This is a genomic window from Novosphingobium naphthalenivorans NBRC 102051 (genome assembly GCF_001590985.1).
Classification (GTDB): domain Bacteria; phylum Pseudomonadota; class Alphaproteobacteria; order Sphingomonadales; family Sphingomonadaceae; genus Novosphingobium; species Novosphingobium naphthalenivorans.
Window position 1 is genome coordinate 19,944 of the sequence record NZ_BCTX01000028.1, and the last position, 22,394, is coordinate 42,337.

General features: G+C 63.1%; 15 protein-coding genes. 12 read left to right on the top strand and 3 right to left on the bottom strand.

Annotated features, from left to right (window positions below; translation table 11 throughout):
• Positions 1 to 54 precede the first annotated feature (54 nt).
• On the bottom strand, positions 55 to 507 hold the full coding sequence (locus NN5_RS10905) for a c-type cytochrome (protein ID WP_245656414.1): 453 nt from the start codon (positions 505 to 507) through the stop codon (positions 55 to 57).
• Positions 508 to 677: 170 nt separating this feature from the next.
• On the opposite strand from NN5_RS10905, the gene NN5_RS10910 reads away from it, so the two are divergent.
• The 9 genes from NN5_RS10910 (at position 678) to qhpE (ending at position 11,143) form a co-directional block, all read left to right on the top strand.
• Positions 678 to 1,340, top strand: coding sequence for a TetR/AcrR family transcriptional regulator (locus NN5_RS10910; RefSeq protein ID WP_067734234.1), 663 nt, complete (start codon positions 678 to 680; stop codon positions 1,338 to 1,340).
• 69 nt (positions 1,341 to 1,409) lie between these two features.
• On the top strand, positions 1,410 to 2,603 hold the full coding sequence (locus NN5_RS10915) for an MFS transporter (protein ID WP_174523890.1): 1,194 nt from the start codon (positions 1,410 to 1,412) through the stop codon (positions 2,601 to 2,603).
• 351 nt (positions 2,604 to 2,954) lie between these two features.
• A complete protein-coding gene (peaA, locus tag NN5_RS10920) occupies positions 2,955 to 4,802 on the top strand; it encodes a quinohemoprotein amine dehydrogenase subunit alpha (RefSeq protein WP_084384879.1) in 1,848 nt (615 codons plus the stop codon).
• Positions 4,799 to 6,265: a quinohemoprotein amine dehydrogenase maturation protein gene (gene peaB / locus NN5_RS10925; RefSeq protein WP_245656416.1), complete on the top strand. Its 1,467-nt coding sequence runs from the start codon at positions 4,799 to 4,801 to the stop codon at positions 6,263 to 6,265. Before peaA ends, peaB begins: the two co-directional genes overlap by 4 nt.
• Complete coding sequence (gene qhpC / locus NN5_RS10930) at positions 6,262 to 6,594, top strand: quinohemoprotein amine dehydrogenase subunit gamma (protein WP_067734235.1); 333 nt, start codon at positions 6,262 to 6,264, stop codon at positions 6,592 to 6,594. The genes peaB and qhpC overlap by 4 nt, the downstream gene beginning before the upstream one ends.
• A gap of 50 nt (positions 6,595 to 6,644) precedes the next feature.
• Positions 6,645 to 7,730, top strand: a complete 1,086-nt coding sequence (locus NN5_RS10935) for a YncE family protein (protein WP_067734236.1) — start codon at positions 6,645 to 6,647, stop codon at positions 7,728 to 7,730.
• Between the two features lie 2 nt (positions 7,731 to 7,732).
• Entirely contained in the window at positions 7,733 to 8,728 is a 996-nt protein-coding gene (locus tag NN5_RS10940; protein WP_067734237.1) for a hypothetical protein, read from the top strand.
• The gene (locus NN5_RS10945) at positions 8,725 to 10,434 is read left to right on the top strand and encodes an ABC transporter ATP-binding protein (RefSeq protein WP_067734238.1); all 1,710 of its coding nucleotides are present in this window, start codon (positions 8,725 to 8,727) and stop codon (positions 10,432 to 10,434) included. Before NN5_RS10940 ends, NN5_RS10945 begins: the two co-directional genes overlap by 4 nt.
• A gap of 1 nt (position 10,435) precedes the next feature.
• On the top strand, positions 10,436 to 11,143 hold the full coding sequence (qhpE, locus tag NN5_RS10950; protein WP_067734239.1) for a subtilisin-like serine protease QhpE: 708 nt from the start codon (positions 10,436 to 10,438) through the stop codon (positions 11,141 to 11,143).
• A 100-nt stretch (positions 11,144 to 11,243) separates the two neighbouring features.
• Here qhpE and NN5_RS10955 read toward each other — a convergent pair whose 3' ends face one another.
• Positions 11,244 to 13,943, bottom strand: coding sequence for a TonB-dependent receptor (locus tag NN5_RS10955; RefSeq protein WP_084384880.1), 2,700 nt, complete (start codon positions 13,941 to 13,943; stop codon positions 11,244 to 11,246).
• Between the two features lie 534 nt (positions 13,944 to 14,477).
• Between NN5_RS10955 and NN5_RS10960 the strand changes: the two genes are divergently transcribed.
• Positions 14,478 to 16,520 (top strand): tetratricopeptide repeat-containing sulfotransferase family protein, encoded by a 2,043-nt coding sequence (locus tag NN5_RS10960; protein WP_067734240.1) that lies wholly within the window; start codon positions 14,478 to 14,480, stop codon positions 16,518 to 16,520.
• Positions 16,521 to 16,631: 111 nt separating this feature from the next.
• Here the strand turns inward: NN5_RS10960 and NN5_RS10965 are convergent, their stop codons facing one another.
• Positions 16,632 to 17,537: a LysR family transcriptional regulator gene (locus tag NN5_RS10965; RefSeq protein ID WP_067734241.1), complete on the bottom strand. Its 906-nt coding sequence runs from the start codon at positions 17,535 to 17,537 to the stop codon at positions 16,632 to 16,634.
• A gap of 278 nt (positions 17,538 to 17,815) precedes the next feature.
• On the opposite strand from NN5_RS10965, the gene NN5_RS10970 reads away from it, so the two are divergent.
• Complete coding sequence (locus tag NN5_RS10970) at positions 17,816 to 19,450, top strand: GMC family oxidoreductase (RefSeq protein ID WP_157081105.1); 1,635 nt, start codon at positions 17,816 to 17,818, stop codon at positions 19,448 to 19,450.
• A 148-nt stretch (positions 19,451 to 19,598) separates the two neighbouring features.
• On the top strand, positions 19,599 to 22,274 hold the full coding sequence (locus NN5_RS10975) for a TonB-dependent receptor (RefSeq protein ID WP_067734243.1): 2,676 nt from the start codon (positions 19,599 to 19,601) through the stop codon (positions 22,272 to 22,274).
• The last annotated feature ends 120 nt before the right edge of the window (positions 22,275 to 22,394 follow it).

Sequence of the window (22,394 nt, forward strand, 5' to 3'; positions counted from 1 at the left end):
CTTCCAGATGCCGGCGTCGGCGGAACTCTCTGTACCGGGATTACCCCGGGCTGCTCAGGGAATCACACCTTTGGTGGCAAGCTCCGCCCTCTGCTTGGCAACCCCTGCGGCCGGCAGACGTCCGGCCCCGCGTACAGTCTTGACTTCGGCCGCCGTGAACACTGCCACTTTCTTCCTCGGCTTCTCCAGCGCTACAGCGAAGTTCAGCGTATCCGCAATATCCTGATCACTAAGTGACCCCATGGGCGGCATCATTCCGCTGATTTGGCGTCCATCGACGTTGATAGCGCCAAACATGCCATACAGCACCACTGTAATCAGATAGCCCCGTCCATCCTTGGACGCCGCAATCTGGCTGATACGTCCCTTGAGCCTCGGAAACTGGCCGGGCACACCCGCCCCATCCGGCTGATGGCAGGCCGAACAGCGGGAAGAAAAAACCTGCACTCCCGCGGCATTGGCCAACGACGCATAGCTCGCAGACAACAATCCGGCAGCTATCAGCATGACACGGCCTGGCATGGACCTTCCCCGCGGCATTGCGGCTCCTTGAGAACGAAAACTGGGCACAGCCCAAAACTTGGACAGTCATCAAGATTTCGTCAAGCGGCAATTGCCGAACCCGCCCGGATCAAGAGAGGGGTAGTCCAACAAGCGAATGAAGCGTAATGGGTCCTATGGCCGATACCGAACTTGCGCCGACGCGCCCGGGAATTTATTCGCGCGGCACCGAAACAGTCGATGCCATTCTCAAGGCAGCACTCAATGTGCTGATCGAGGAAGGAGCGGAAGCCTTTACCGTCCGCCGGATCGCTACCGAGTGTGGTCTGCGCGTCGGAAACGTCAGCTATCATTTCCCCAAAAAGGAAATGCTCGTCCAGGTTCTGCTGGATGAGATCATGGAAAAGTACAACACCAAGCTGGAAGTCAACGTGCGCCAGCCGGACCTTTCCGACGAGGACCGCCTTCGGCTTGTTATCGTCATTTGCCTGGACGACATCTGCTCGAAGCGGACCACGCATCTGTTCACGGAATTGTGGGCGCTGGCCAACCACAACGACTTTATCGCCGAACGGGTCCGCAGTTTCTACGCGAAGGTCCACGATGTGATCGGCGAATACGTGCAACGGATCAATCCCGCGCTCAGCGCCGACGAGGCACATACGCTTTCACTGTTCATCAGCGCTTCCATGGAAGGCACCACGCCCTTCCTCGGCTACCAGAAGCCATGGAACGACAAGATGGCGGCAATAACGGCGATTTCGGCAACCTTCTTCATCGATCTTGTCAAATCGATGAAGCCGGGTGACATTGCCGCCCTGACAAAACATGTGACCTGAACGAATCGGAGGGGACGTCCTGCGGGCTCCGCGCTTTGAGCGCGGCTGTTCTGCTGTTGGGGGTGTTCCGTGATTCCATCGTCTGGCGAACGTCTGATCCTGCCCGCGGTCATTCTGGCTTGCGTCGGTTGTCTGCAGCCGGGAATCGATCCGGTCTTCCTCACCCTGCTGTCGTCCGTCCACAGGCTGACACCGGATTTCCACGGCTGGGTGGTAAGCGCAACGCAGTCGGGGATGGCGGCGGGATCCCTGCTGACCTGGCGCTGGGGAACGCGGATCCCCCAGGCAGGCTTTGCACTGGCAGCGGGAATCGCGATAATCGCCGCCCTGGCAACTCCGCATACCGACCAGTTCGCCGCCTTGCTGACGGTCCGCGGCCTTTATGGAGGCGCGATGGGCATGCTTTACACCCAAGCCATGAGCAACGCGGCGGCCAATCGTCCGCACGGAGCCTATGGCGCCGTATTCCTGTGCCAATTGATGCTGTCCACCGGTATCGCTATCGGCCTTCCGGCCATATCCCAGGCCGCCGGCCCGGCCGCGGCACTAACTACATTGGCAGCGGCCCCGCTCGGGGCCCTGATCCTGGTGGCCTTTTCAGCACGATCCACAGCCCAGCGCGCCCATCGCCCGGAAACCGCCGAACCACAGGAAACCACAGAAACGTCCTTTCGTGCCTGGGCGACGGCTGGTGCAACCCTGCTTTTCATCTGCTCCACGATGATGGTCTGGACCTTTTCCGGTGCGCTTGCCGTAGAGGCCGGAATTTCAGAAGCCGTGATCGGCCAAGCCGTCGCGCTCGGTTCGCTCGCGGGTGCGGCGACTGCCATTCTTGTCATGCGGGAGCGGTCTATCGTGCCCCCTCCGGTTACTGGACTCCTGGCGGGCCTTTCCCTGCTCGCGCCGATTGCCGCGACTCGCAGCGGCGGCGCGATACCGTTCATCGCGGCCATCGTCCTGCTCAACATCGGATCGACCGCAATCATCGTCCGCAGTTCCGGCCTTGCCAGTGCCGCCAGCAAGGACAGCCTGTTCCGCCGTTTCGTGGCCTGCACACATGCCCTTGGCATGATCGCGGGGCCGCTCGCCGGCTCCTTGGCGACGGGAATCTTCGGGCGGACCGGCCTGCTGATCGCTGCGGTTCTGGCGATTACAGCGGCCTGCCTGCTGCTACTGCTGGCGGAAGTGAGATCGTTCAAGCTGCGTCCTTCGCTCACACGCCGGGATACGCTCGAAGCACTCGTTACCGACGCCGGCTGTTAGATGAACGGCCTGTCCCCTGCGACACCCACGGGGACGCGCCAGTTGCGGCAGCCAGGCATCACCCGACTCCGGGCCTTCATCCCTGCCAGACGCCGCCCATAGCCGGGCCTCGGACGAGGACGAACGGGCAGAAGTGTCAACCAACGCCGCCTGTGCAACCAGCACGCCGCAGCCCCCCGTAAGCGCCAGCCGTTCGCCGGACGCACTGTTGCAGCGCCTGCCAAAGCGCCTTTTCGAAGCCATTTCGCATTCGCACAAAATTGCCCCTTGACCGATTTTTGACAATCGTCCTATATTCGAATCGCTGGATCAAAAGTCCGCAGATTTCTGGTCTTTGGGGGCATTTCGAACATGACCGCTGCACACGAGGATGTTGACGGCAAGGCATGCGGCAGCACAGCATTCGAGCTGCCCAGCCCCTCCGAGACGCCGCCGCTGCTCCGCAGCACCTGGCGCCGCGTGAGCGGACGCAGGGTTCTGCTGGCGCCCTTGCTGGCGACGACCGTTTTTTCAGCCTCGATCGTTGTCGCGCAAGTGAAGGCGGACAACGAAGCCGATCTCGATCCGGCAGACTGGGTCGAGAAGGAAGCCGGCATCCCGGTGACTGACCCGTTGACCCTCGAGAAGTGCGGCGCGTGCCATGCTCCCGACGACAAGGGCAATCTCTCGCGCATTTCCTGGATCCGGGCGACGCCCGAAGGCTGGTCACAGGCGATCAAGCGCATGGTCAAGCTCAACGGCTTGTCGATCACGCCGCAGGAAGCGCGCTCCGTGGTCAAATACCTCGGCACCTGGCACGGGCTGGCACCGGAAGAGGCCAAGCCGGTCATGTACTTTGCCGAGCACCGCATCCAGGATGAGACGATCATCCCGAACGAAACCATTCACCAGGGCTGCGCGTCCTGCCACGCCTTTGCCCAGCCGATGTCCTCGCGCCGCAGCCACCGCGAATGGGGCCTGTTGCAGAACATGCACAAGGCACTCTACTCGCAGGCCGAAGTTCAGATGGACCGGCCGGCGGAAGCGCAACCCGCTGATGTAGAACCTCCGAAAAAGCCGGTGACCCGCGGCCAGGTTGCCCTGGCCTGGCTCAGCAAGGAAGCAGACCTCCACAGCAAGGCCTGGGCGGACTGGCGCCCGCGCATCCGGACACCGAAGCTTGCGGGCAAGTGGCTGCTCTCCGGCAAGTTACGCGGTCAGGGCCGCTTCGTGGGCGAGATGACGATTGCTTCGGCAGGCGACGACTTCACGACGACCACGACCCTGCGTTCGCTCGACACCGGCAAGACGATGACGCGCTCCGGCAAGGGGCTGGTCTACGCGGGCTATTCCTGGCGCGGCACATCAGCCGGCAACGGACAGCCTGCAAGGCCCGACGACATGTCCGGCACTCTGCGCGAAACGATGTGGTTCGCGCCGGACCAGTCCAGCGCCGAGGGCCGCTGGTACTGGGGCGACTATCACGAATTCGGGCTGGACGTGAAAATGATCCGGATCACTGGCGGCCCGGTGCTGGCGGCAGTCTCCCCCCTGGGCGTGAAGACCGGCACCAAGAGCACCGAGCTTCACATATATGGCGCCGCGCTGCCGCCGGACATGTCTGCAGCCGATCTGGACTTTGGCGGCGGCGTGACGGTGCGCAAGGTCGCCGTCCTGTCCCCGGGCGAAGCGGTGGCCACGATCGATGTTTCACCGCAGGCCATTGTCGGCCTCCACGACGTCGCGCTGAACGGCGTCGTCTTGCCCAAGGCTTTGCCCGTCTACGGCTCGATCGATTACATGAAGGTCTCGCCCGAGACCGCGCTGGCACACCTTGGCGGCATCAAATACGGCAAGGGTTATGAGCAGTTCGAGGCCATTGCCTGGTCGAAGGGACCGGATGGCAAGCCCGGTACGGACGACGATTTCCCGATCATGCCGGTCGATGCCGACTGGGCAATGAAGGAATTCCCGACCGTCACCTACGATAACGACGTCAAGTTCGTCGGCCAGCTCGACAAGGCGGGTTTCTTTACGCCGAACGTCGAAGGGCCGAACCCGGAACGCCGGTTCAGCCGCAACAACTACGGCGAGGTCTGGATCGTCGCGACCGCCAGGACACTCAAGGACAAGGACGGCAAGCCGATGAGCGCGCAGGCCTACCTCGTCACGACCGTGCCTGCTTACAAGCGTTGGGACCAGCCGGAGGTTTCGCAATGAACGATATGACCGTCATTCCCTCGGGCCGCTACCGTCTGGGAGAGTTGCACGAATTCAGCGCGGCCGATCAGCCGTTCATGTATCTGGTTACCGCAGGTGCCATCTTTTCCCTCGACGAAGGGGCTCATGCCGTCCTGCGCAGGCTGGAGACCGAAGAGCTGAGCCATGGCGAACTCGTCGAGGCGCTGCTGGAAAGCGGATATACCCGCCAGGATGCCGAGGAACTGATCCGCGAACTGCTGTTCGTGCAGGGAATCGTTTCGGACAAGGCCCGCCTTTCGCCCGCCCCTGCGCCCAGCGCCCCTCCGGCCGATTTCCCGCTGCAGGCACTGGTGCTCAACATCACCAACCAGTGCAACCTGGCCTGCACCTACTGCTACGAATTCGGCGCGGACAAGATCGCCACGCCGCAGGGCAAGCCCAAGTTCATGTCGCTGGAAACGGCCAAGACTTCGGTCGATTTCCTGCTGCGCAAGTCCGCTGGCAGGCAGGCCGTCCACATCACCTTCTTCGGCGGCGAGACGCTGATGAACTTCCCCCTGCTGAGGGAAGTGGTGCTCTATGCCCGCGAACAGGCAAAGGCGCAGGATCGCGGCATCGGCTTCAGCCTGACGACCAATGCCACGCTCCTGACCGACGAGATCATCGCCTTCCTCTCGGACAACGAGATCGGCGTCACCGTCAGCATGGACGGCCCCCCCGATCTTCAGGACAAGCGCCGCGTCTACAAGTCCGGCAAGGGCAGCTACGCCGTCATCGAACCGCGCCTGCGCAAGCTGATCGCCAACCACAAGACCCGCGCCATAACCGCGCGCGTGACGCTGACCGATGGCGTTACCGACGTGATCCGGATCTACCGCCACCTCAAGGAAGACCTCGGCTTTCACGAGGTCGGCTTCGCGCCCGTCACCAATTCCGGCGAGCGGGACTACATGATCGACGACAACGGCATGGACGAAGTTCTGCGCCAGTTCCATGAACTGGCCGACGAATGGCTCGAACATGCGCTGCGCGGCCAGATGCACGGTTTCTCGAACGTCAGCGAGACGATCGGCGAACTGATCCAGGGCGTGAACAAGTCCCACCCCTGCGGTGCCGGCCTGGGCCTGCTCGGGGTCAGCCCTTCGGGCGACCTGTCTCCCTGCCATCGCTTCACCGACGCCGATACCCACACGCTGGGCCATATCTCGACCGATATCGACATGGAGAAACGCGAGGACTTCCTCTCGCGCGGCCATGTCGGCGCGAAGTACGAGTGCCAGAGTTGCTGGGCCCGCCCGCTGTGTGCCGGCGGTTGCCATCACGAGGCCTTCGTCCGCTATGGCGACACGGGCCACGCCAACCTCCATTATTGCGACTGGATCCGCGAATGGACCGACACCTGCCTGCGCATCTACGGCGCGGTCAGTGTGCTCAACCCTGAATTCCTGGAACGCTTTGCAGCACGAAAGGGCCTGTCATGAAGCATCTTCGCCCCGTCAACCGGAAGGCCGCCCGGATCGATGAATCCGCCGCGCTGATGGAAGAAGACGTGGTTGCCCTCCAGCAGCCGGCTCCCAAGCCGCATGTGCCGATGGGCTGCACCCTCTCCTTCTCGCCCGGCTGGGAAGTCGATGCGGGCGGTGGCACGGCCGGCCTGTGCCAGCCGGTCGAGCGTGACATCTACGACTGCTACGTCACCTGCTTCTGGCCGGTGCAGGTCCCCGATCACGTCAACTACTCGCCCGACTGGGCCAGCAACTGCGCCGTCGCCACCAAGGACTGGCGCAATCTGGATCTCGTCTTCCCCTGATCGACACACCGCATCCGTCCAGACGCATTTTTCGAGGAAGAGCCCTCAGCATGAAGATGTTTCGCCTTGCACTCGCGGCCCTTTGCGCCACCACCGCCGCAGCGTCGGTCCAGGCCTCCACGATCGTGCTCGGCGGCTATCCCGACCAGATCCAGATGGTGGACGACACCAGCGGCAAGGTCGTCCAGAAGGTCGAGCTGAAATCCGGTCTTCCGACGAACCTCCAGTTTTCGGCTGACAGCAAGCGGATCTACATCACGACGCTGACGACCGGCGGCATCGAAGTGATGGACGCAGCGACGCGCAAGATCATCTCCAGCTTCAGCCTGAACACGCCGGTGACGCGCTACCGCTTCAGCGGCGGCGTCCCCGATCCGAGTGGCCGTTATTTCTACATCGTCGGCAACCGCATCGACAAGGAAGCGGACCTCTACCGCTTCAGCAAGCCGCGCTTCATGAAAGTCGATCTCAAGACCGGCCAGATCGTCAAGTCGGCCGATCTTGATCCGAAGGACGAAGGCCCGAGCTATCGCACGCGGCTGGCCATGGCCCCTGACGGCAAGACCATGTACGTCTTCCAGAAGAAGGTTCTCGTCGTCGATACAGGCGATCTCAAGGTCGTGGACCGCATCGAGCTGGAGAAGCCGGATTTCCCCGGAATGCAGGACGTGGGTATCGGCGGTGGCCTGGAAACGCTGCGCCAGCCGGGTGTCTATGTCTCGGTATTCAATTCCGAGGACCCCTACATTCACAACAAGGTGTTCGGCATCGCCCGCTTCGACCTGACGGCCCGCACATTCGATTTCAAACCGATCGGCCCCGCGCCCGAACAGATGGCAGGGCTGGAAGTGACGCCCGACGGCAAGCATGGCTATACCGTCGCCGTCACCGGCGCACTCGGCAACAAGCGCTGCGAGTTCTGGCATTTCGACCTGACCACCAATGCCGCGCTCGACAAGGCCGAATTCCCGTGCCGCTCCCGCTTCTATTTCGGCATGTCGCGTGACGGGCAGAAGCTGTATATCTATGGCGCTGGCTTTGACATTGCCGTCTATGACGCGAAAACCCTGAAGTTCGAGCAAGATTGGGAACTGACGAACGACATCACCATGGCCGGGCTGCTGACCCTGCCCTGAGCGTGCGCTGGACGGTCGAGATCGCGGGTGGCGGTGTCGCAGCAGCCTGCTGCGATCACCTGCTGACGCAGGAAGGGGCAGCCGTCCACCGCACGGTCGCCGCGCGCGCCGGCGTCCCGGCGCTCATGCTGAGCGATCCCGCACGCGCGCTTCTGAGAGATTGTCTCGGCCAGCCTTCGCTCTTTTCCGGCAGGCCCCGCATAACGCGCCGCATCGTGGCGTGGGGCGGACAGGAACCCGCCGCTCTGCCCCATCAGGCCGTGATGCTCGGCGCGGGCGATCTGGATTTTGCGCCATCCGGCAAGGCGCCCGCCACGTATCCTGCGCAATTCACCATCACGACCACGCGTTCCGGCCAGGACGATCAGCTGATACGCTTCGGTGACCGTATCGGCGAAACCGCCCCGGTACAGCTGCTCGAAGCGGATGATGCCGATGCCTGCTGGGTCGAAGCGGTGGAGGACGGCTGGCTGTTCATGATCCCCTCCGGTCCGGTCAGCGGGTGGCTGCTGGCAATCGGGGCGCCCTGCCCCCACCTGCTCGACCAGAGCCGTCACCTGGCACCGCGCATCGCTCTGGACAAGGACCAGACCGCGCAGTTCGACACCACGCCCCGCATGCTGCGTACCATTGCACGCGACGGCCTGCTCGCCTGCGGCTCGGCCTCGATGGCGTTCGATCCGATCTGCGGCGACGGCACCGCGCTCGCCGTGAGGCAGGCGATCCTGGCCTCGGCCATTGCGGTGGCCTGCCACGAGGGCGAAGACCCGGAACCGCTTCTCGGCCATTACCAGGCCATGATGACAGCGGCGATGCGGCGCCACTTGCGCCTCTGTTCCGAATTCTATGCCTCCGGCGGAACCGGCCCCTGGTGGCGCGCCCAGCTGGAAGCGCTCGCCGAGGGTTTCGCCGCCTGCAGCGCCCGCCTCGAACGCGAGTCGCCGCCCCGGTATGCGCTGGACGGCTTTCGCCTCGTGCGCCGGGAACTGGCGGCATGACGCAAGGCGCTGACGAGATTCCGGGCTGGTCGAGCTATCGCAGGCTCCTGCCGTTCCTGCGGCCTTATTACCGGCCGCTGGCACTGGTCCTGATGCTCAGCCTGCTATCGACCTCGCTCAATCTCATGCAGCCCTATCTGTCGAAACTGATGATCGACAAGGCCCTGCTGCGCGGGGACATGCAGGCGCTCATCCAGATCGCAGGAGCCATGGTCGCCGTCTCGCTGGGCGGCTTCGCGCTGAACATGCTCGCAAGCTATCGCTACGTCTCCGCATCGGCCGACATGCTGTTCGATATCCGCGCGGCGCTGCTGCAACACCTGCAACGGCTTTCTCCCCGCTTCTATGCGCGCTTCCGGCTTGGCGACCTCATGTCGCGGATCAACAGCGACGTGAGCGACATCCAGCGCGTGACGGCGGACTCCCTGCTCTCGGTGCTCAGCAACGTGCTGATGCTCGCCGGCTGCGTGGTGATGATGCTGTGGCTCGATCCCGTGATGTTCATGATCGGCGTCGTCATCATCCCGGTCTGTATCGGCCTTTTCGTCCACTACCAGCGCAAGCTCACCGCACTCACGCGGATGATGCGCGAAAGGGGCGCGGACCTGGGCAGCCTGCTCGTCGATACGGTCATGGGGATGCGGACGGTGACGTCGCTGAACGCCGAAGCCCACGAGATCGGCCGTTTCCGCAAGCGCAACGACGCCTTCGTGTCCGCCATGCTGAAGATGCAGCTTACCTCGTTCACAGCGGGCGCCCTGCCCGGCACGCTGCTGACGGCTTCGACATCCGCGATCATTCTCTACGGCGGCGCGCAGATCTTCGCGGGCAAGATGACGATCGGCACGCTGGTCGCATTCATGACCTACCAGTCGCGCCTGTTTTCGCCGATCCAGGTGCTGATGGGACTGGTTTCGGGGCTGGCCTCCGCCCGCGTCTCGCTCGGCCGGATCTTCACCCTGTTCGACACTCGCCCCGACGTGGCCGAATGCGCCGATGCCCTGCCCTTCGATGGACTGCACCGGGGGCTACGTTTCGAGCAAGTTTCCTTTCGGCACGACAGCCGGACAATCCTCGACGGGATCGACCTGTTCATCCCCGCGGGTCGGTTTTGCGCCGTGCTCGGGCCGAGCGGCACCGGAAAGTCCAGCATGGCCGATCTCATGGTCCGCCAGCTCGATCCCGATCACGGCAGGATCACCGCCGATGATACAGACTTGCGCAGGCTGAAGCTGGACGATCTGCGGCGCGCAATCCTGCTGGTCGATCAGGCACCGCACCTGTTCAACGACAGCCTGGCCAACAACATCGCCTTTGCCTGCCCGGATGCATCCGGCGATGACATTGCCGAAGCCGCACGGCTCGCCGGTCTCTCGCCCCTGATCGCCCGTCTTCCCGAAGGCCTCGCGACACGCACCGGCGAGCGCGGTCTTGCGCTGTCTGCCGGTGAACGGCACCGCGTGGCCCTCGCCCGCGCACTGCTGCGCCGCCCTTCCGTGCTCATTCTCGACGAGCCGACCGCAGCGCTCGACAGCGATACCGAGCGCCTGGTCGCAGAAGGCCTGAGGCAGGCCTTGCCCTCCGCCACGATCATCGTGATCACGCACAAGCCGGCTTTGGCCGCACTGGCCGACTTGACCGTCACTCTGATCGACGGAAAGGCGGAAGTCCGGCAAGCCGCGGACGTGATGGGCCTGGCGCTGTAACATGAGCAATCCAGCGACAGGGCGCGGCATCCGCATCGCCATCATCGACAGCGGCGTCCATCCTCAGCACGGCCACATTGATGCATCCCGGCTACTCCCCGGTGCTGCGATCGGCAGCGACGGGACCATCGGCACTGCGCCCGAAGACACGCTCGACCGGCTGGGGCACGGCACCGCAGTCACCGCCGCGATACAGGAAAAGGCGCCGGAGGCCTTTTGCATCCCCATCCGGGTGTTCCATGAAAGCCTGAAGACCACCGGCTACGCTCTCGTCACCGCGATCGACTGGGCCGTCGCGCAAGGTGCCGACATCATCAACCTGAGCCTGGGTTCGACCAACCCCGCCCATGCCCCGGCCTTTGCCGCCGCTGTCGAAAGGGCATGCCACGCAGGGGCAATAGTGGTGGCGCCGCGGGCCGTCGACGACACTCCCTGTTACCCCGGAGCGCTGGAAGGCGTGCTTTCCGTCTGCCTCGACTGGGATTGCCCCCGCGAAACCTACCGCCCGGCAACGGACGGGTCCGGGCACTTCTTCGCCTCCGGCTTTCCCAGGCCCATTCCCGGCGTCCCGCTTCGCCGCAATATCCACGGGATCAGCTTCTCCACCGCGCAGATGTCCGGCTTTGCCGCACGCGCGCTCGAACGTTCTGGAATAACGGACGCCGGAAACCGGCGGGTCCAAACGGTACGGGCCGCCCTCGGCGCATAAGCCGGGCTTGAACGGCCGGCGTCCGATTTCCGGCTTCCCGACGAAAAAAGACCTGCTGCGGAAGAACCGCAGCAGGTCAAAAAGTCTTGCCGTCAGGAACTTAGAATTTCTGTCCGAACTTGATACCCATGAACTGCGGCTTGACCGGGAACGTGCGCGACGAGCCCGAGCAGAATGTGATCGAACAGAATGTGTTCATCGTCAGCGGGCCGCGCCTGTCGAACGCATTCTGGAAGAACACATCGAGATGCCAGTTGTCCTTCTTGATGCCGGCCGAGAAGTCAAAGGTCACGAAGCCTGGTGTGGAACAAGCGGTCGTCCGCACATCAGCCTCGTCCGGACATACCAGAAGGTTGTTGTTATAGACGTTCAGGTTCTGCGTGGCCCCGGTCTGATAGAGCGCGGCGCCCTGCAGATAGGCATCCATGTCGCCGATCTGCGTATCGTACCGGATCGAAGTCGTACCCTTGAACTTCGGCTGGCGCGGCAGGCGCGTCCCGTCGACGGCGGCGACCTGTGCGACTGCCGGGCTGCCGAACGTCTCACCGACCGTGCAACTGCTCAACTGGCTGATTTCCAGTGACGAGGTATCAACGGCGAAGTTGCAGAAGTTACCGGACAGCGCAGCATCATTGTAGGCACCTGACGAGGAGATGGTGACCTTGCCCAGTTTAAGGTCGGCATCATATTCCACGCCCTTGACCTTGGCCTTGCCGGCATTGCCGGTCATGCCCGCGCCCTGCGTGCCCGAAATCACGACGGAATACTGGATGTTGTCCCAGGTCTCGTAATAGACCGCCGCGTTGAAGCGGAAGATGTTGTTCCAGGTGGTCTTCACGCCCAGTTCGAAATTGGTGAGCGTTTCGGATTCATAGGCCGGTGCCGCCGCGATGCCGACGCCGCGGATGCGCAGAGGCCGGTTGAAGCCGCCCGGACGGAAACCGGTCGAATAGTTGAAATAGACCATCTTGGTCGGCGAGAACTGCCAATCAACCGCGATCTTGTGCGTTTCGCCGTCTTCCTTGTAGCGCCCGACCTGATCTGATGCCGTAACGTTGGTGTTGAGGCACTGCAGGCGCTCATCGGGCAATGGCACAGGGCAGCCGAATTCCCCGGTCGGGACATAGAGCGAAGTGGACGTGCTCTTGGCAGAGGCCATCACGCCGCTGAAGCCGACGGTCGCGAATTCCGTCCAGAAATACCGGATACCGCCTGTGATCTTCAGCGTCGGCGTAATGTTGTAGTGGCCCTCGGCGAAAATCGCCTTGTCCTTCCAGGTGTTGTCCCGCTCACTCAGGTAGAACGCGTCACGTTTCACGGCCGGCGAGCCGAGAACCATCGTGCCGCCGTATTCTACCGGCACACCATAGCCGTCGGGATAATTGGTATCTCCGCCGCCAGCCATCGTATAGCCCGCAATGGTGTCCAGGCCATGGATGGCGTAGTCGCTGTTCGTTTCCTGCTTGCGATACTGATAGAAGCCGCCAGCCGTGATATCGAATGGCCAGCTCTTGGGCGTGGACAGGCGCAATTCCTGCGTGAACTGCTTGTCCTTGGTCCAACCCTCATAGTACTGCTGCGGATTGATCAGAGTAGTGCAATGGTAGCTTGACCCGGTTCCAGAGCAGCCGCTGGCATCGAAGAACTGCAGGTAGTTTTCGTAGCCCGGCCCGAAACCGTCGTACGTCACCGTGTAATAAGTATAGTCGTTCCGCAGGTGCACCTTGCGCTGGTAATAGCCGGTCGCCGAAACCAGATCCCAGTCGCCGATGTGGCCGTGGATCGCCAGTTGCGCCTGATACCACTTGTCGTCCTGGCGCGTGAGATCGTAATCGTGCACCTCAAGATCGCCGACCCGCGGGTCATAGCCGAAGTACCCGTAGGCGATCTGCCGCTGCGCAGTCAGTTCCGGCTTGATTTCCCAGTCCGGCGCCGGCTCCCACAACAGCTGCACGCGGCCGCCATATTCGTAGATCGGGTTGTAGTCGTCCTTCGCAATGTTCGAGTTGTCCAGAGTGTAGGACGTAGCCGGATTGTCATCACCCAGGCTGAGAGTCGACGAAGTACCATTGGTGAATGTGCCATTGTTGGGCTTGTTGTCGACGTAGCCGCCATCCCGCCGGTAATAGCCCATGGCCCGGATCGCCATGGTATCGCTCACCGGCACATTGATGTAGGATTCAAGCTGACCGCCGAATGCACCGTCGCCGTACTTGTTGCCTTCGACGTCATACCCGAATGCGAACTGGCCGATCTCCGGTTTCTTGGAAATGAAACGGATGGTGCCCGCCAGCGACCCCGCGCCGTACAGCGTCCCCTGGGGACCGGACAGCGCCTCGATGCGCTCGATGTCGTAGACGTGGATGTCGGGAAGCCCGGTGCCGGCGATGGGGATATCGTCAAGATAGTAGCCGACCGACGCGTAGCTGCCGCCGGCCGGGACGATGCCACGGAAATAGGGGGTCTGACGGCCCGGCCCGAGCCCGGCGATGCTGACGGAAGGAAGCAGGGTGCTGAAGTCGGACAAGCCTTTCACCTGCCGTTCGTCCAGCTTCGCAGAAGCCAGCGCCTGCATGGAGATCGGCACCTTCTGCACGCTTTCCGACGTGCGGGTCGCCGTCACGACAATGTCGCCAAGGCCGCCCTGGTCGCTTTCCGCATCACTTGATTCAGCGGCAGTTGCCGCCGATGCGGCTTCATCCGCCAGCGCGGTTGCGGGCGTCAAAAATGGAGTGATGAGCGCAGTCGTCGCCAACAGAGAAACGACACACGATTTTCGTGACCCGAAAGGAATGCTCATGAACAGAATGCCCCCTGTGTTACCTGTTTGTCCTCTCCTTTCCCCTTCGACCGTCCGCGTCTTGCGGATCAGCTTCGACAAACGCCTCTCCACCCGTTTTCGAGTTGACGAGGACGCAGACCTCCTGCCCCGAAGGAACACCTTCAGGCCCGTCGCCAGCACAGCCGGCGACGCCGAACAAACATACTTCGAATCAGACGGAATTTCGCGGATGCAGCATCCAGAACAACCGTCCTAAATTGGATAGTGCCATTCGAATCGGCGCTGTCAAGCGCCTTGTTCCGGTGTTTTTGAAACTTTCACGACAAGCCGACTCGACGAAACCTAACGATCGTCCTAAGTTGCGTGTGCACTGCAAAAAAGGAATCGCATGGGGATCGCACCGGCAGTTTCAACACCAGTCCCGGCCCGGAACACGCTGGCACGAGCGGTGCGAACATGGGGCCTTCCCTCTGAATTCGCGTATATGAACGCCGCTGCAATTCAGGCCGGAAACGCGCGCCGCGTTCCGTGGTCATGAAGGCTCATGCCCGAATGAGCGGCTCCCCCGTCGGCACTCAGAAACCGCCTGCACATTCCTCAACGCTGGCTGCGGCAACCTCCCTGCTCGACAGCCGACCGGAAGCGGCTCTCGCACAGGCAGAAGCCATTCTTCAACGCACCCCCGGCCTGCCGGCTGCGGAATTTCTGGCATGTCAGGCCTTGCGGAAACTGGGCCAGTCCGACGCAGCCCTGCCGCGCCTTGCGGCATTGGCCCGCAGTCAGCCCCGCGTGCCAGCCGTGCTCTGGGAACTCGCGCAAGCCGCAAGCGAAGCAGGCCGAAGCCGCGAGGCCATCGGCGCACTGGAAAACCTGACCAGGCTCCAGCCTGCCGTGGCCGGCGGATGGTTCCTGTTGGCAAGGGAACTCAGAAAGTCCGGCCGCGATGAAGAGGCCTGGCGCGCCGATCTTTCCGGCGTGCATGCATCGTCGCGCGATCCGGAATTGCTGAAGGCCGCCGTGGCCATGAACGAAGGCCGCCTGGACGAGAGCGCGTCCATGCTGACGGCGCGGCTTGAGCGGCTGCCCGGCGATCCTGCAGCCTGCCGCCTCCTGGGCGAAGTCAACTGGCGGCGCGGAGACATGACGGAAGCGCTGGCATGGGTCGAACGCGCGTTGGAACTCGCCCCCGGCTTCGACCTTGCCCGCGATTTCCTCGTCCGCCTTCTACTTCAGAACAATCGCCTGCCAGAAGCCCTGGACCATGCCGAAAAGCTTACCACCTCGCCGGTCAGAAGCCCCGGCCACGATCTCCTCAAGGCATCGGTACTCGTTCGGCTGGGCCAGCAGGAGCAAGCGCAGCAAATATATGAGCAACTGCTCGCCTTGAAGCCAGAGCAGCCCCAAGTCTGGCAAAACCTGGGCCATGTGCTGAAAACCATGGGCAGGCAACCCGATGCCATTCACGCTTACCGCCAGGCCGTATTGCACCAGCCTTCCATGGGTGAGGCCTGGTGGAGCCTCGCGAACCTCAAGACAGTGAAGCTCGGGCCGGACGATATTTCGGCCATGGAACAGGCGCTCGCATCTCTGGAGCCGGAAAGAGAAGAGCGGCAGGAAGACATCTTCCACCTCCATTTCTCACTGGGCAAAGCCCTGGAAGATGCCAGGGATTATGCGGCCTCGTTTCACCACTACGATCAAGGCAACCGCCTGCGCCGCACCCTGGTGCGCCATGACGCCGATGACTTCTCGGCCGAAGCCAGGGCCACTGCAGACACCTTCTCCGCCGCATTCATTGCCGAAATGGGACCGGGCGGCTGTCCTGCGCCCGACCCGGTCTTCATTGTCGGCCTGCCCCGCTCCGGTTCAACGCTCGTCGAACAGATCCTCGCCAGCCACAGTCAGGTGGAAGGCACGATGGAACTGCCGGAGATGATGATCATTGCCAGCCGCCTCCAATCGCGGGTGGACGAAGGCGAGTTTCCCGATTTCCGGACCATGATCACGTCCCTCACCCCTGCCGACCGCCTGCGGCTTGGCGAGGAATACATCGAGCGCACCCGCGTCCATCGCCAGACGGGCAAGCCACGCTTCATCGACAAGATGCCCAACAACTGGCAGCACGTTGGCCTGATCAGACTGATCCTGCCGAACGCCAGGATCATCGACGCCAGACGTCACCCGCTGTCCTGCTGTTTTTCCGGATGGAAGCAGCACTTCGCACGGGGGCAGACCTTCTCCTACGACCTCACCGACATCGGCCGCTACTACCGTGACTACGTAGGCCTGATGGCGGCCTATGACGAGGCTGCACCGGAGGCAGTGCACCGGGTCCTCTATGAGAACATGGTCACGGACACCGAACATCAGGTGCGCCGTGTGCTGGACTATCTCGACCTGCCGTTTGAACAGGCCTGCCTCGAATTCTACAACAACGACCGCGCAGTCCGTACCGCAAGCTCAGAACAGGTCCGCCAGCCCATCTTCACCGATGGGATGGAACGCTGGAAGCACTTCGCGCAGTGGCTCGGCCCATTGATCGAGGCTTTGGGGCCATTGAACCATGCCGGGTTTGCCGAAGGCCATTCGTCTTAAATCACGCTGCCATCTGGCGTGCTGCCGCTTCTGTCCGAGCTGCGAGAAATGCGATTGATCCCGCAAGGGCCAATCACCGCAAAGCGACCCGAGGGAGGAAACCACCTGCGGTCACTCCCCATTTAGGCTGTCTGCCCGGATTTCCTCCACGGTCTTGAGGAAATGGCGCAAGGCCGGGACGCGGTTGCTCTTCAGCCAGACAAGCGCCAGTTCGAGGCTTGTATTCAGCCCCTGCAAAGGGCGCAGCACCAGTCCGCCGCAATTGATTTCCTCGACCGTGCGGTTGACGAAGCCGACCCCCAGCCCGTTACGGATCAGGGCAAGCTGCATCTGCTCGTTGGCGGCTTCCTGCACGATCCGCGGTTTCAAGCCGATCTGGCGGCAATCGGCCATCAGCTTGACCTGGGCCGGCCCATAGCGGGTCAGGCGCACGCCGACGAATTGTTCCTCCGCCAGGTCTTCGGGCGCCAGGACGGCTTTGGAGGCCAGGGGGTGACTGTCCTGCAAGGCGATCTGGAACGGGTCCGAGCCGATCGGCATATGGATGAATTCGCTGTCATCCTCTGGCCCGTCGATCATCACCCCGGCATCGAGACGGCCTGCCCACAACGCTTCCACCTGCTCGCTCGAATACATGCGCTCGACGATGAGTTCGATCTCGGGGTGTCGCTGGCGGCAGGCGGTGATGCAGCGGGTGACAAGGCCGTTGCGCGCGCCCAGTTCGTTGACGCCGAGCACCAACCGGCCAATTTCGCCCGACACGACGCGGCGCGTGCGGTCTATCGCACTGTCGGCGCGTTCGAGCAGATCTCTGGCCTCGTCATAGAAGACCTGGCCGAGGATGGTCACGTTCACTCCGCCGGGCACGCGCTCGAACAGGGCGCCGCCCAATTGCTGCGACAGCGCATGCATGTGGCGCGACAAGGCCGATTGCGCGACATTGAGCACTTCGGCGGCGCGATGGAAATTGCCCTGTTCGGCAATGGCCACAAAGTAACGCAGCTGGCGTAGGTCCATGCCGGGCAGTGCTATTCATCGGCCGCGCGTTTGGCAATCTTCCAATCCCGTACTGACAGCCGGCACGGATCGGACGTTGTCCAGGGCAGGAGTCCCCGCAGGCCCAAGCTCATGATCGCAAATTGCGATCACATGACCCACACTAATGTATTGGAAGTCGGCATCCCGATACGCGATCTGAGGCGTGGGAGAAGATTCGATGCCCTTTGGCCGTTCCGGCGCGCGCGCATATTGCCCATCATCCTGCTGCAGGCCACGCCGCTGCCCGGAGGCGCGGCGTGGCTGACGAAGTCTATGATTTCATAGTCGTGGGCGCGGGGCCTTCGGGATGTGTGGTGGCCGGCCGTCTTTCGGCGCATTCACCGGCGCGGGTGCTGGTTCTGGAGGCCGGCGGGACAGGCAGCGGCCCGCTCTATCGCGTGCCCGCGGCCGCAGCGCTCAGCATGAGCCGGCCCGCCAGCAACTGGAACTACCGCACCGAGCCTGTGCCGGGGCTTGGCGGACGGCGCCTGCCCTGGCTGGCGGGGCGCGTGCTGGGCGGCGGGGGCAGCATCAACGGACTGATGTTCCTGCGCGGCGGCCGCCATGATTTCGACCGCTGGCGCGACGAGGCGGGGTGCCCCGGCTGGGGTTTCGACGACGTGCTGCCCTATTTCCGCCGTTTCGAGGGCAGTGTGCGTAAGGGCGATCCGTGGCACGGGACGGAGGGGCCGATCGCCACCTCTCCCGCGCTGCCGCTGCTGCCAATTTCGGACCTGTTTCTGGAAGCGGCGCAGGAAGCCGGGCTTCCCCTGGTCGATGATCTCAATGCCGGCATGGCAGAGGGCGCGGGCCTGTTCGACATCATGGCCGCCGCCGGACAGCGCTCCCGGCCGGACCGGGCCTATCTCTCAACCCGGCTGCAAGGGAGGGAGCGTGCCGGATCGCTTGAGGTGCGAACCCGCACCCGGGTACTGAGGGTGGACGTGGCCGGAGGCCGGGCCTGCGGCGTCACCTACCTGCACCGGGGGCGCGTGGTCCGGGCCCGCGCCGAAACGGAAGTGATACTGGCCGCAGGGGCGATCAACACGCCGCAATTGCTGATGCTGTCCGGCATCGGTCCGGCCGGGGAATTGCGCGCTTGCAGCATCGCGCCGGTCCTTGACCTGCCGGAAGTGGGGAGAAACCTGCAGAACCATACGGCCTGCTTCCTTGACTATGCCTGCTCGCCCGATGTGACGGCGCGGCGTTTCATGCATCCGGCGCGAGCCACAGGCGCAGGGCTGGCCTACATGATGCGGCGCGATGGCATACTGGCGCAGGCCCCTTGCCAGGCAGGCGCGATCCTGCGCGCGGACCCGCTGGAACCCGGTGCAGACACGCAGATCATCCTGGGCCCCGGCATTCCCCGAGGCGGGAGCGGGGCTTTTGCCGCACTCCCCGGTCAAGGCGGCTTCCGCCTGATGGTAAACCATGGCCGCCCTGCCAGCCGGGGCCGAATGAGGCTGCGCAGCAGTTCGCCGCTGGATCCTCCGCTGATCGAGCCGGGTTACTTTTCCGAAGCCTCGGACATTTCGGCGCTGAGAGCGGGCATGATCCGGGCGCGGGAAATCGCTGGCGCCGGGCCGCTGGCCCGCGTGATCGACCGCCCGCTGAGCGAGGCCGCCAGCATCAGCGCCTCATCCGATCCCGAAGCGCTGATCCGCCGTACGGCAGTCAACCATTTTCACCCCGTAGGCACCTGCCGCATGGGCATGGACGAAGGCGCCGTGGTGGATACCAACCTGCGTCTGCGCGGGCTGGAAGGATTGCGCATTGCCGACACGTCGGCGGCGCCGCTGCTTGTCAACGGCAACACCTGCGCCACGGCGCTGATGCTGGGAGAACGGGCTGCCGCCTTGATCCTGGGAGAGGAGGAAGAGGGCGGGTTTTGACCGATCTCATTTTGAGATCGCGTGATATGAAAACGTCATTGGACAGAAGCGAAGGGGTATTGGAAGTAACAAGGCCAATAACGGGGCCGGAGCCAGATAATAAGCGGCGCGGTCAACCGGAAACGATGTAATACCAAGGGAGGGAGCGATGCCAAGACAACAAGCTGTCAGGACGATTCTGTCCATTTCCGCCTCACTGGCGGCACTGCTGGCGGGCCAGCAGGCCATGGCCCAGAACACGGCGGAGGATGCCCCGGCGCCCGAGGCCAGTACCGGCCAGGAGATCGTCGTCACCGGCACCCTGATCCGCCAGACGCGGATATCCTCGCCTCTGGCCTCGATCAGTGCCGACGATATCACGGCGCGCGGCATCACCAATGCCGCTGAACTGGTCAATACAATGCCCAGCAACGCCGGTTCCGAAGCAGGCGTCGACCAGCTCAACCAGCCGCTGACGGCGGGCACGGCCCAGTTCAATCTGCGCAACCTCGGGCTGGGTTCCACGCTCGTGCTGGTCAATGGCCGGCGCCAGACGCTGGCCGCCGTAGCTTCCAACGACGGCAGCACTTTCACCGACATCAATTCGCTGGTGCCGCTTATCGCCCTGCAGCGCGTGGAAGTGGTGAAGGACGGCGCGGCCGCCACTTATGGCTCGGACGCGGTTGCGGGCGTGGTCAACTTCATCACGCGCAAGGTGGTGGACCGGCCCGAGATCAGCGCCAAGACCAATCTGATGGATGGCGCCAGGCAGATCAACGTGGAAGGCATCATCGGCGCGGAAGTGGGCCGGGGCAATCTGGTGGTGGCCGCCTCCTACTACAGCAGCACGCGGCTTTCCTCGGCCGACCGGAGCTTCTCGACGGCTTCCACCTTCGGACGGCCATCGTGGCATTCGGTATCGAGCTTCGGCCAGCCGGGCTCCTATTTCGTGCCCAGCCAGAACACCTATGTGCCCGACCCCAACTGCACCAATTCCGCATTCCCGGACAGTTACATGAATTCGGCAAGCGATGCGCTCTGCCGTTTCGACTTTTCCGGCTATTACGATCTGATACCCAAGGAACACCGTATTCAGGCTTTCGCCAGTTATGACGGGGAGCTGGGCGATAACGTGAAGCTGAACCTGGAGGCGGCCTATGCCGCTACGCGCAACCAGACCAGCTCCTCGCCTTCTTTCCCGATCCTGTCGATTTCGCCGGTGGTGCCCGCCAGCAACCCCTACAACCCCTTCGGCGAGGACGTCCTGTTCCGCGGGCGCCTGATCAACGGCACTTACGGCCCTTCGATCGCTCATAACGATTACGACACCTTCCGGCTGGCAGGCGGCCTGGAGGGCAAGCTGTCGAAAAGCTGGAACTGGTCGCTCAACGCCACTTACAGCCAGCAAACCGCTCTCTATAACAAGCCGGACACGATCAAGAGCCGGCTGATCAACGCGCTCAACGGGCTGGGCGGCATCGACTGCAATCCGTCCACCGGAACGCCGGGCGTGGGCGCCTGCCAGTACTACAATCCCTTCGGCACCGCCTATCTCGATCCGGCGATGGCCAACAGCGCTTCCCTTATCAACAGCCTGATCGGCCACAGCGACCTGCATGGCCGATCCTCATTGGTCACGGTCGACGGGCTGGTTTCAGGCGATCTGTTCGAGCTTGGCGGCGAGACGGTGCAAGCCGCCCTCGGCGCCCAATACCGCCGCAGCACTTTCCGTCACGACTGGGGCGATCTGGTGAACGAGGGCGAACTCATCACGCTCGGCCAGGCGCCGGATTTCTCGGGCTCACAGCAGACCGCTTCGATATTCGGCGAAGTGAAGGTGCCGCTGGAAAGGCTGGCGGAACTGACTCTTTCGGGCCGCTATGAGAAATATATCGACAGCTTCGGCAAGTTCACGCCCAAGGTGGCGCTGCTGGTCCATCCGGTGGATCAGCTTTCGCTGCGTGCCAGCTGGGGCAAGGCCTTCCGCGCGCCCTCGGTCTATCAGCAGGTCGCGGTCCAGGCTTCGCAGCCCCCGGTCAGCTACAACGGCACTTTTCTTTATGTGAACACGCTGGCCTACGGCGATCCCGACCTCAAGCCGGAGCAGTCGACCAACTGGAACATCGGCGCCACTTTCACGCCCGTGCGCCATGTCGAATTCAACATCGACTATTTCCGGTTCAAATACACCGACCTCATCGTCAAGGAGAACGCCCAGGCGATCATCACCCAGGCCGTGTCCGACACCAATGCCGGCCTGAGCGGCACCGATGCCCAGAGCCGGCTGACGTTCGACACCACCGGCAACCTGCAGCAGGTGCGGGTGAATTTCATCAACGCCTCTTCGGTGCTGGTGAAGGGCCTGGATGTTGGCGCGCGTGGATGGGTGGACACCAGCTTCGGCAAGCTGGAAGCGCGGGTGGATTACACCCATATCAGCACCTACGACATGCAGACTTACGCCGGCGGGCCGGTCATCCATGGTGCAGGCAGTGTGAACTTCAACAACATCGGCCGTTCCATGCCGAAGGACCGGGTCGAGTTCGGGGTGAACTGGACGATGGGGCCGCATCACCTTTCGCTGCTGGGCCATTATGTCAGCCCCTATACCAACGACCGTTCGGGCATCACCGAGACCCATATCGATTCCTCGAACACGTATGACATCCAGTACAACCTCTCGCTGTACAAGCTGGTCGGCACGCAGGAGACGACGCTGACACTGGGCGTGATCAACGTTTTCGACAAGAATCCGCCGCTTGCGCAGCTGAACCTCGGCTTCGATCCGATCGTGGCCGATCCGCGCGGCCGGGTGGTCACGCTGGGCATCAACCAGAAGTTCTGACATTTTTCAGAACCTCGATACCGAAGCGTCTGCCCCCTTCCCCGCGAGATGGCGGGGAAGGGGCTCGCGCTTCGCCAAGGCCGGCGGCCAGACCGGCCCATCTTGCGGACAGGAACCAGC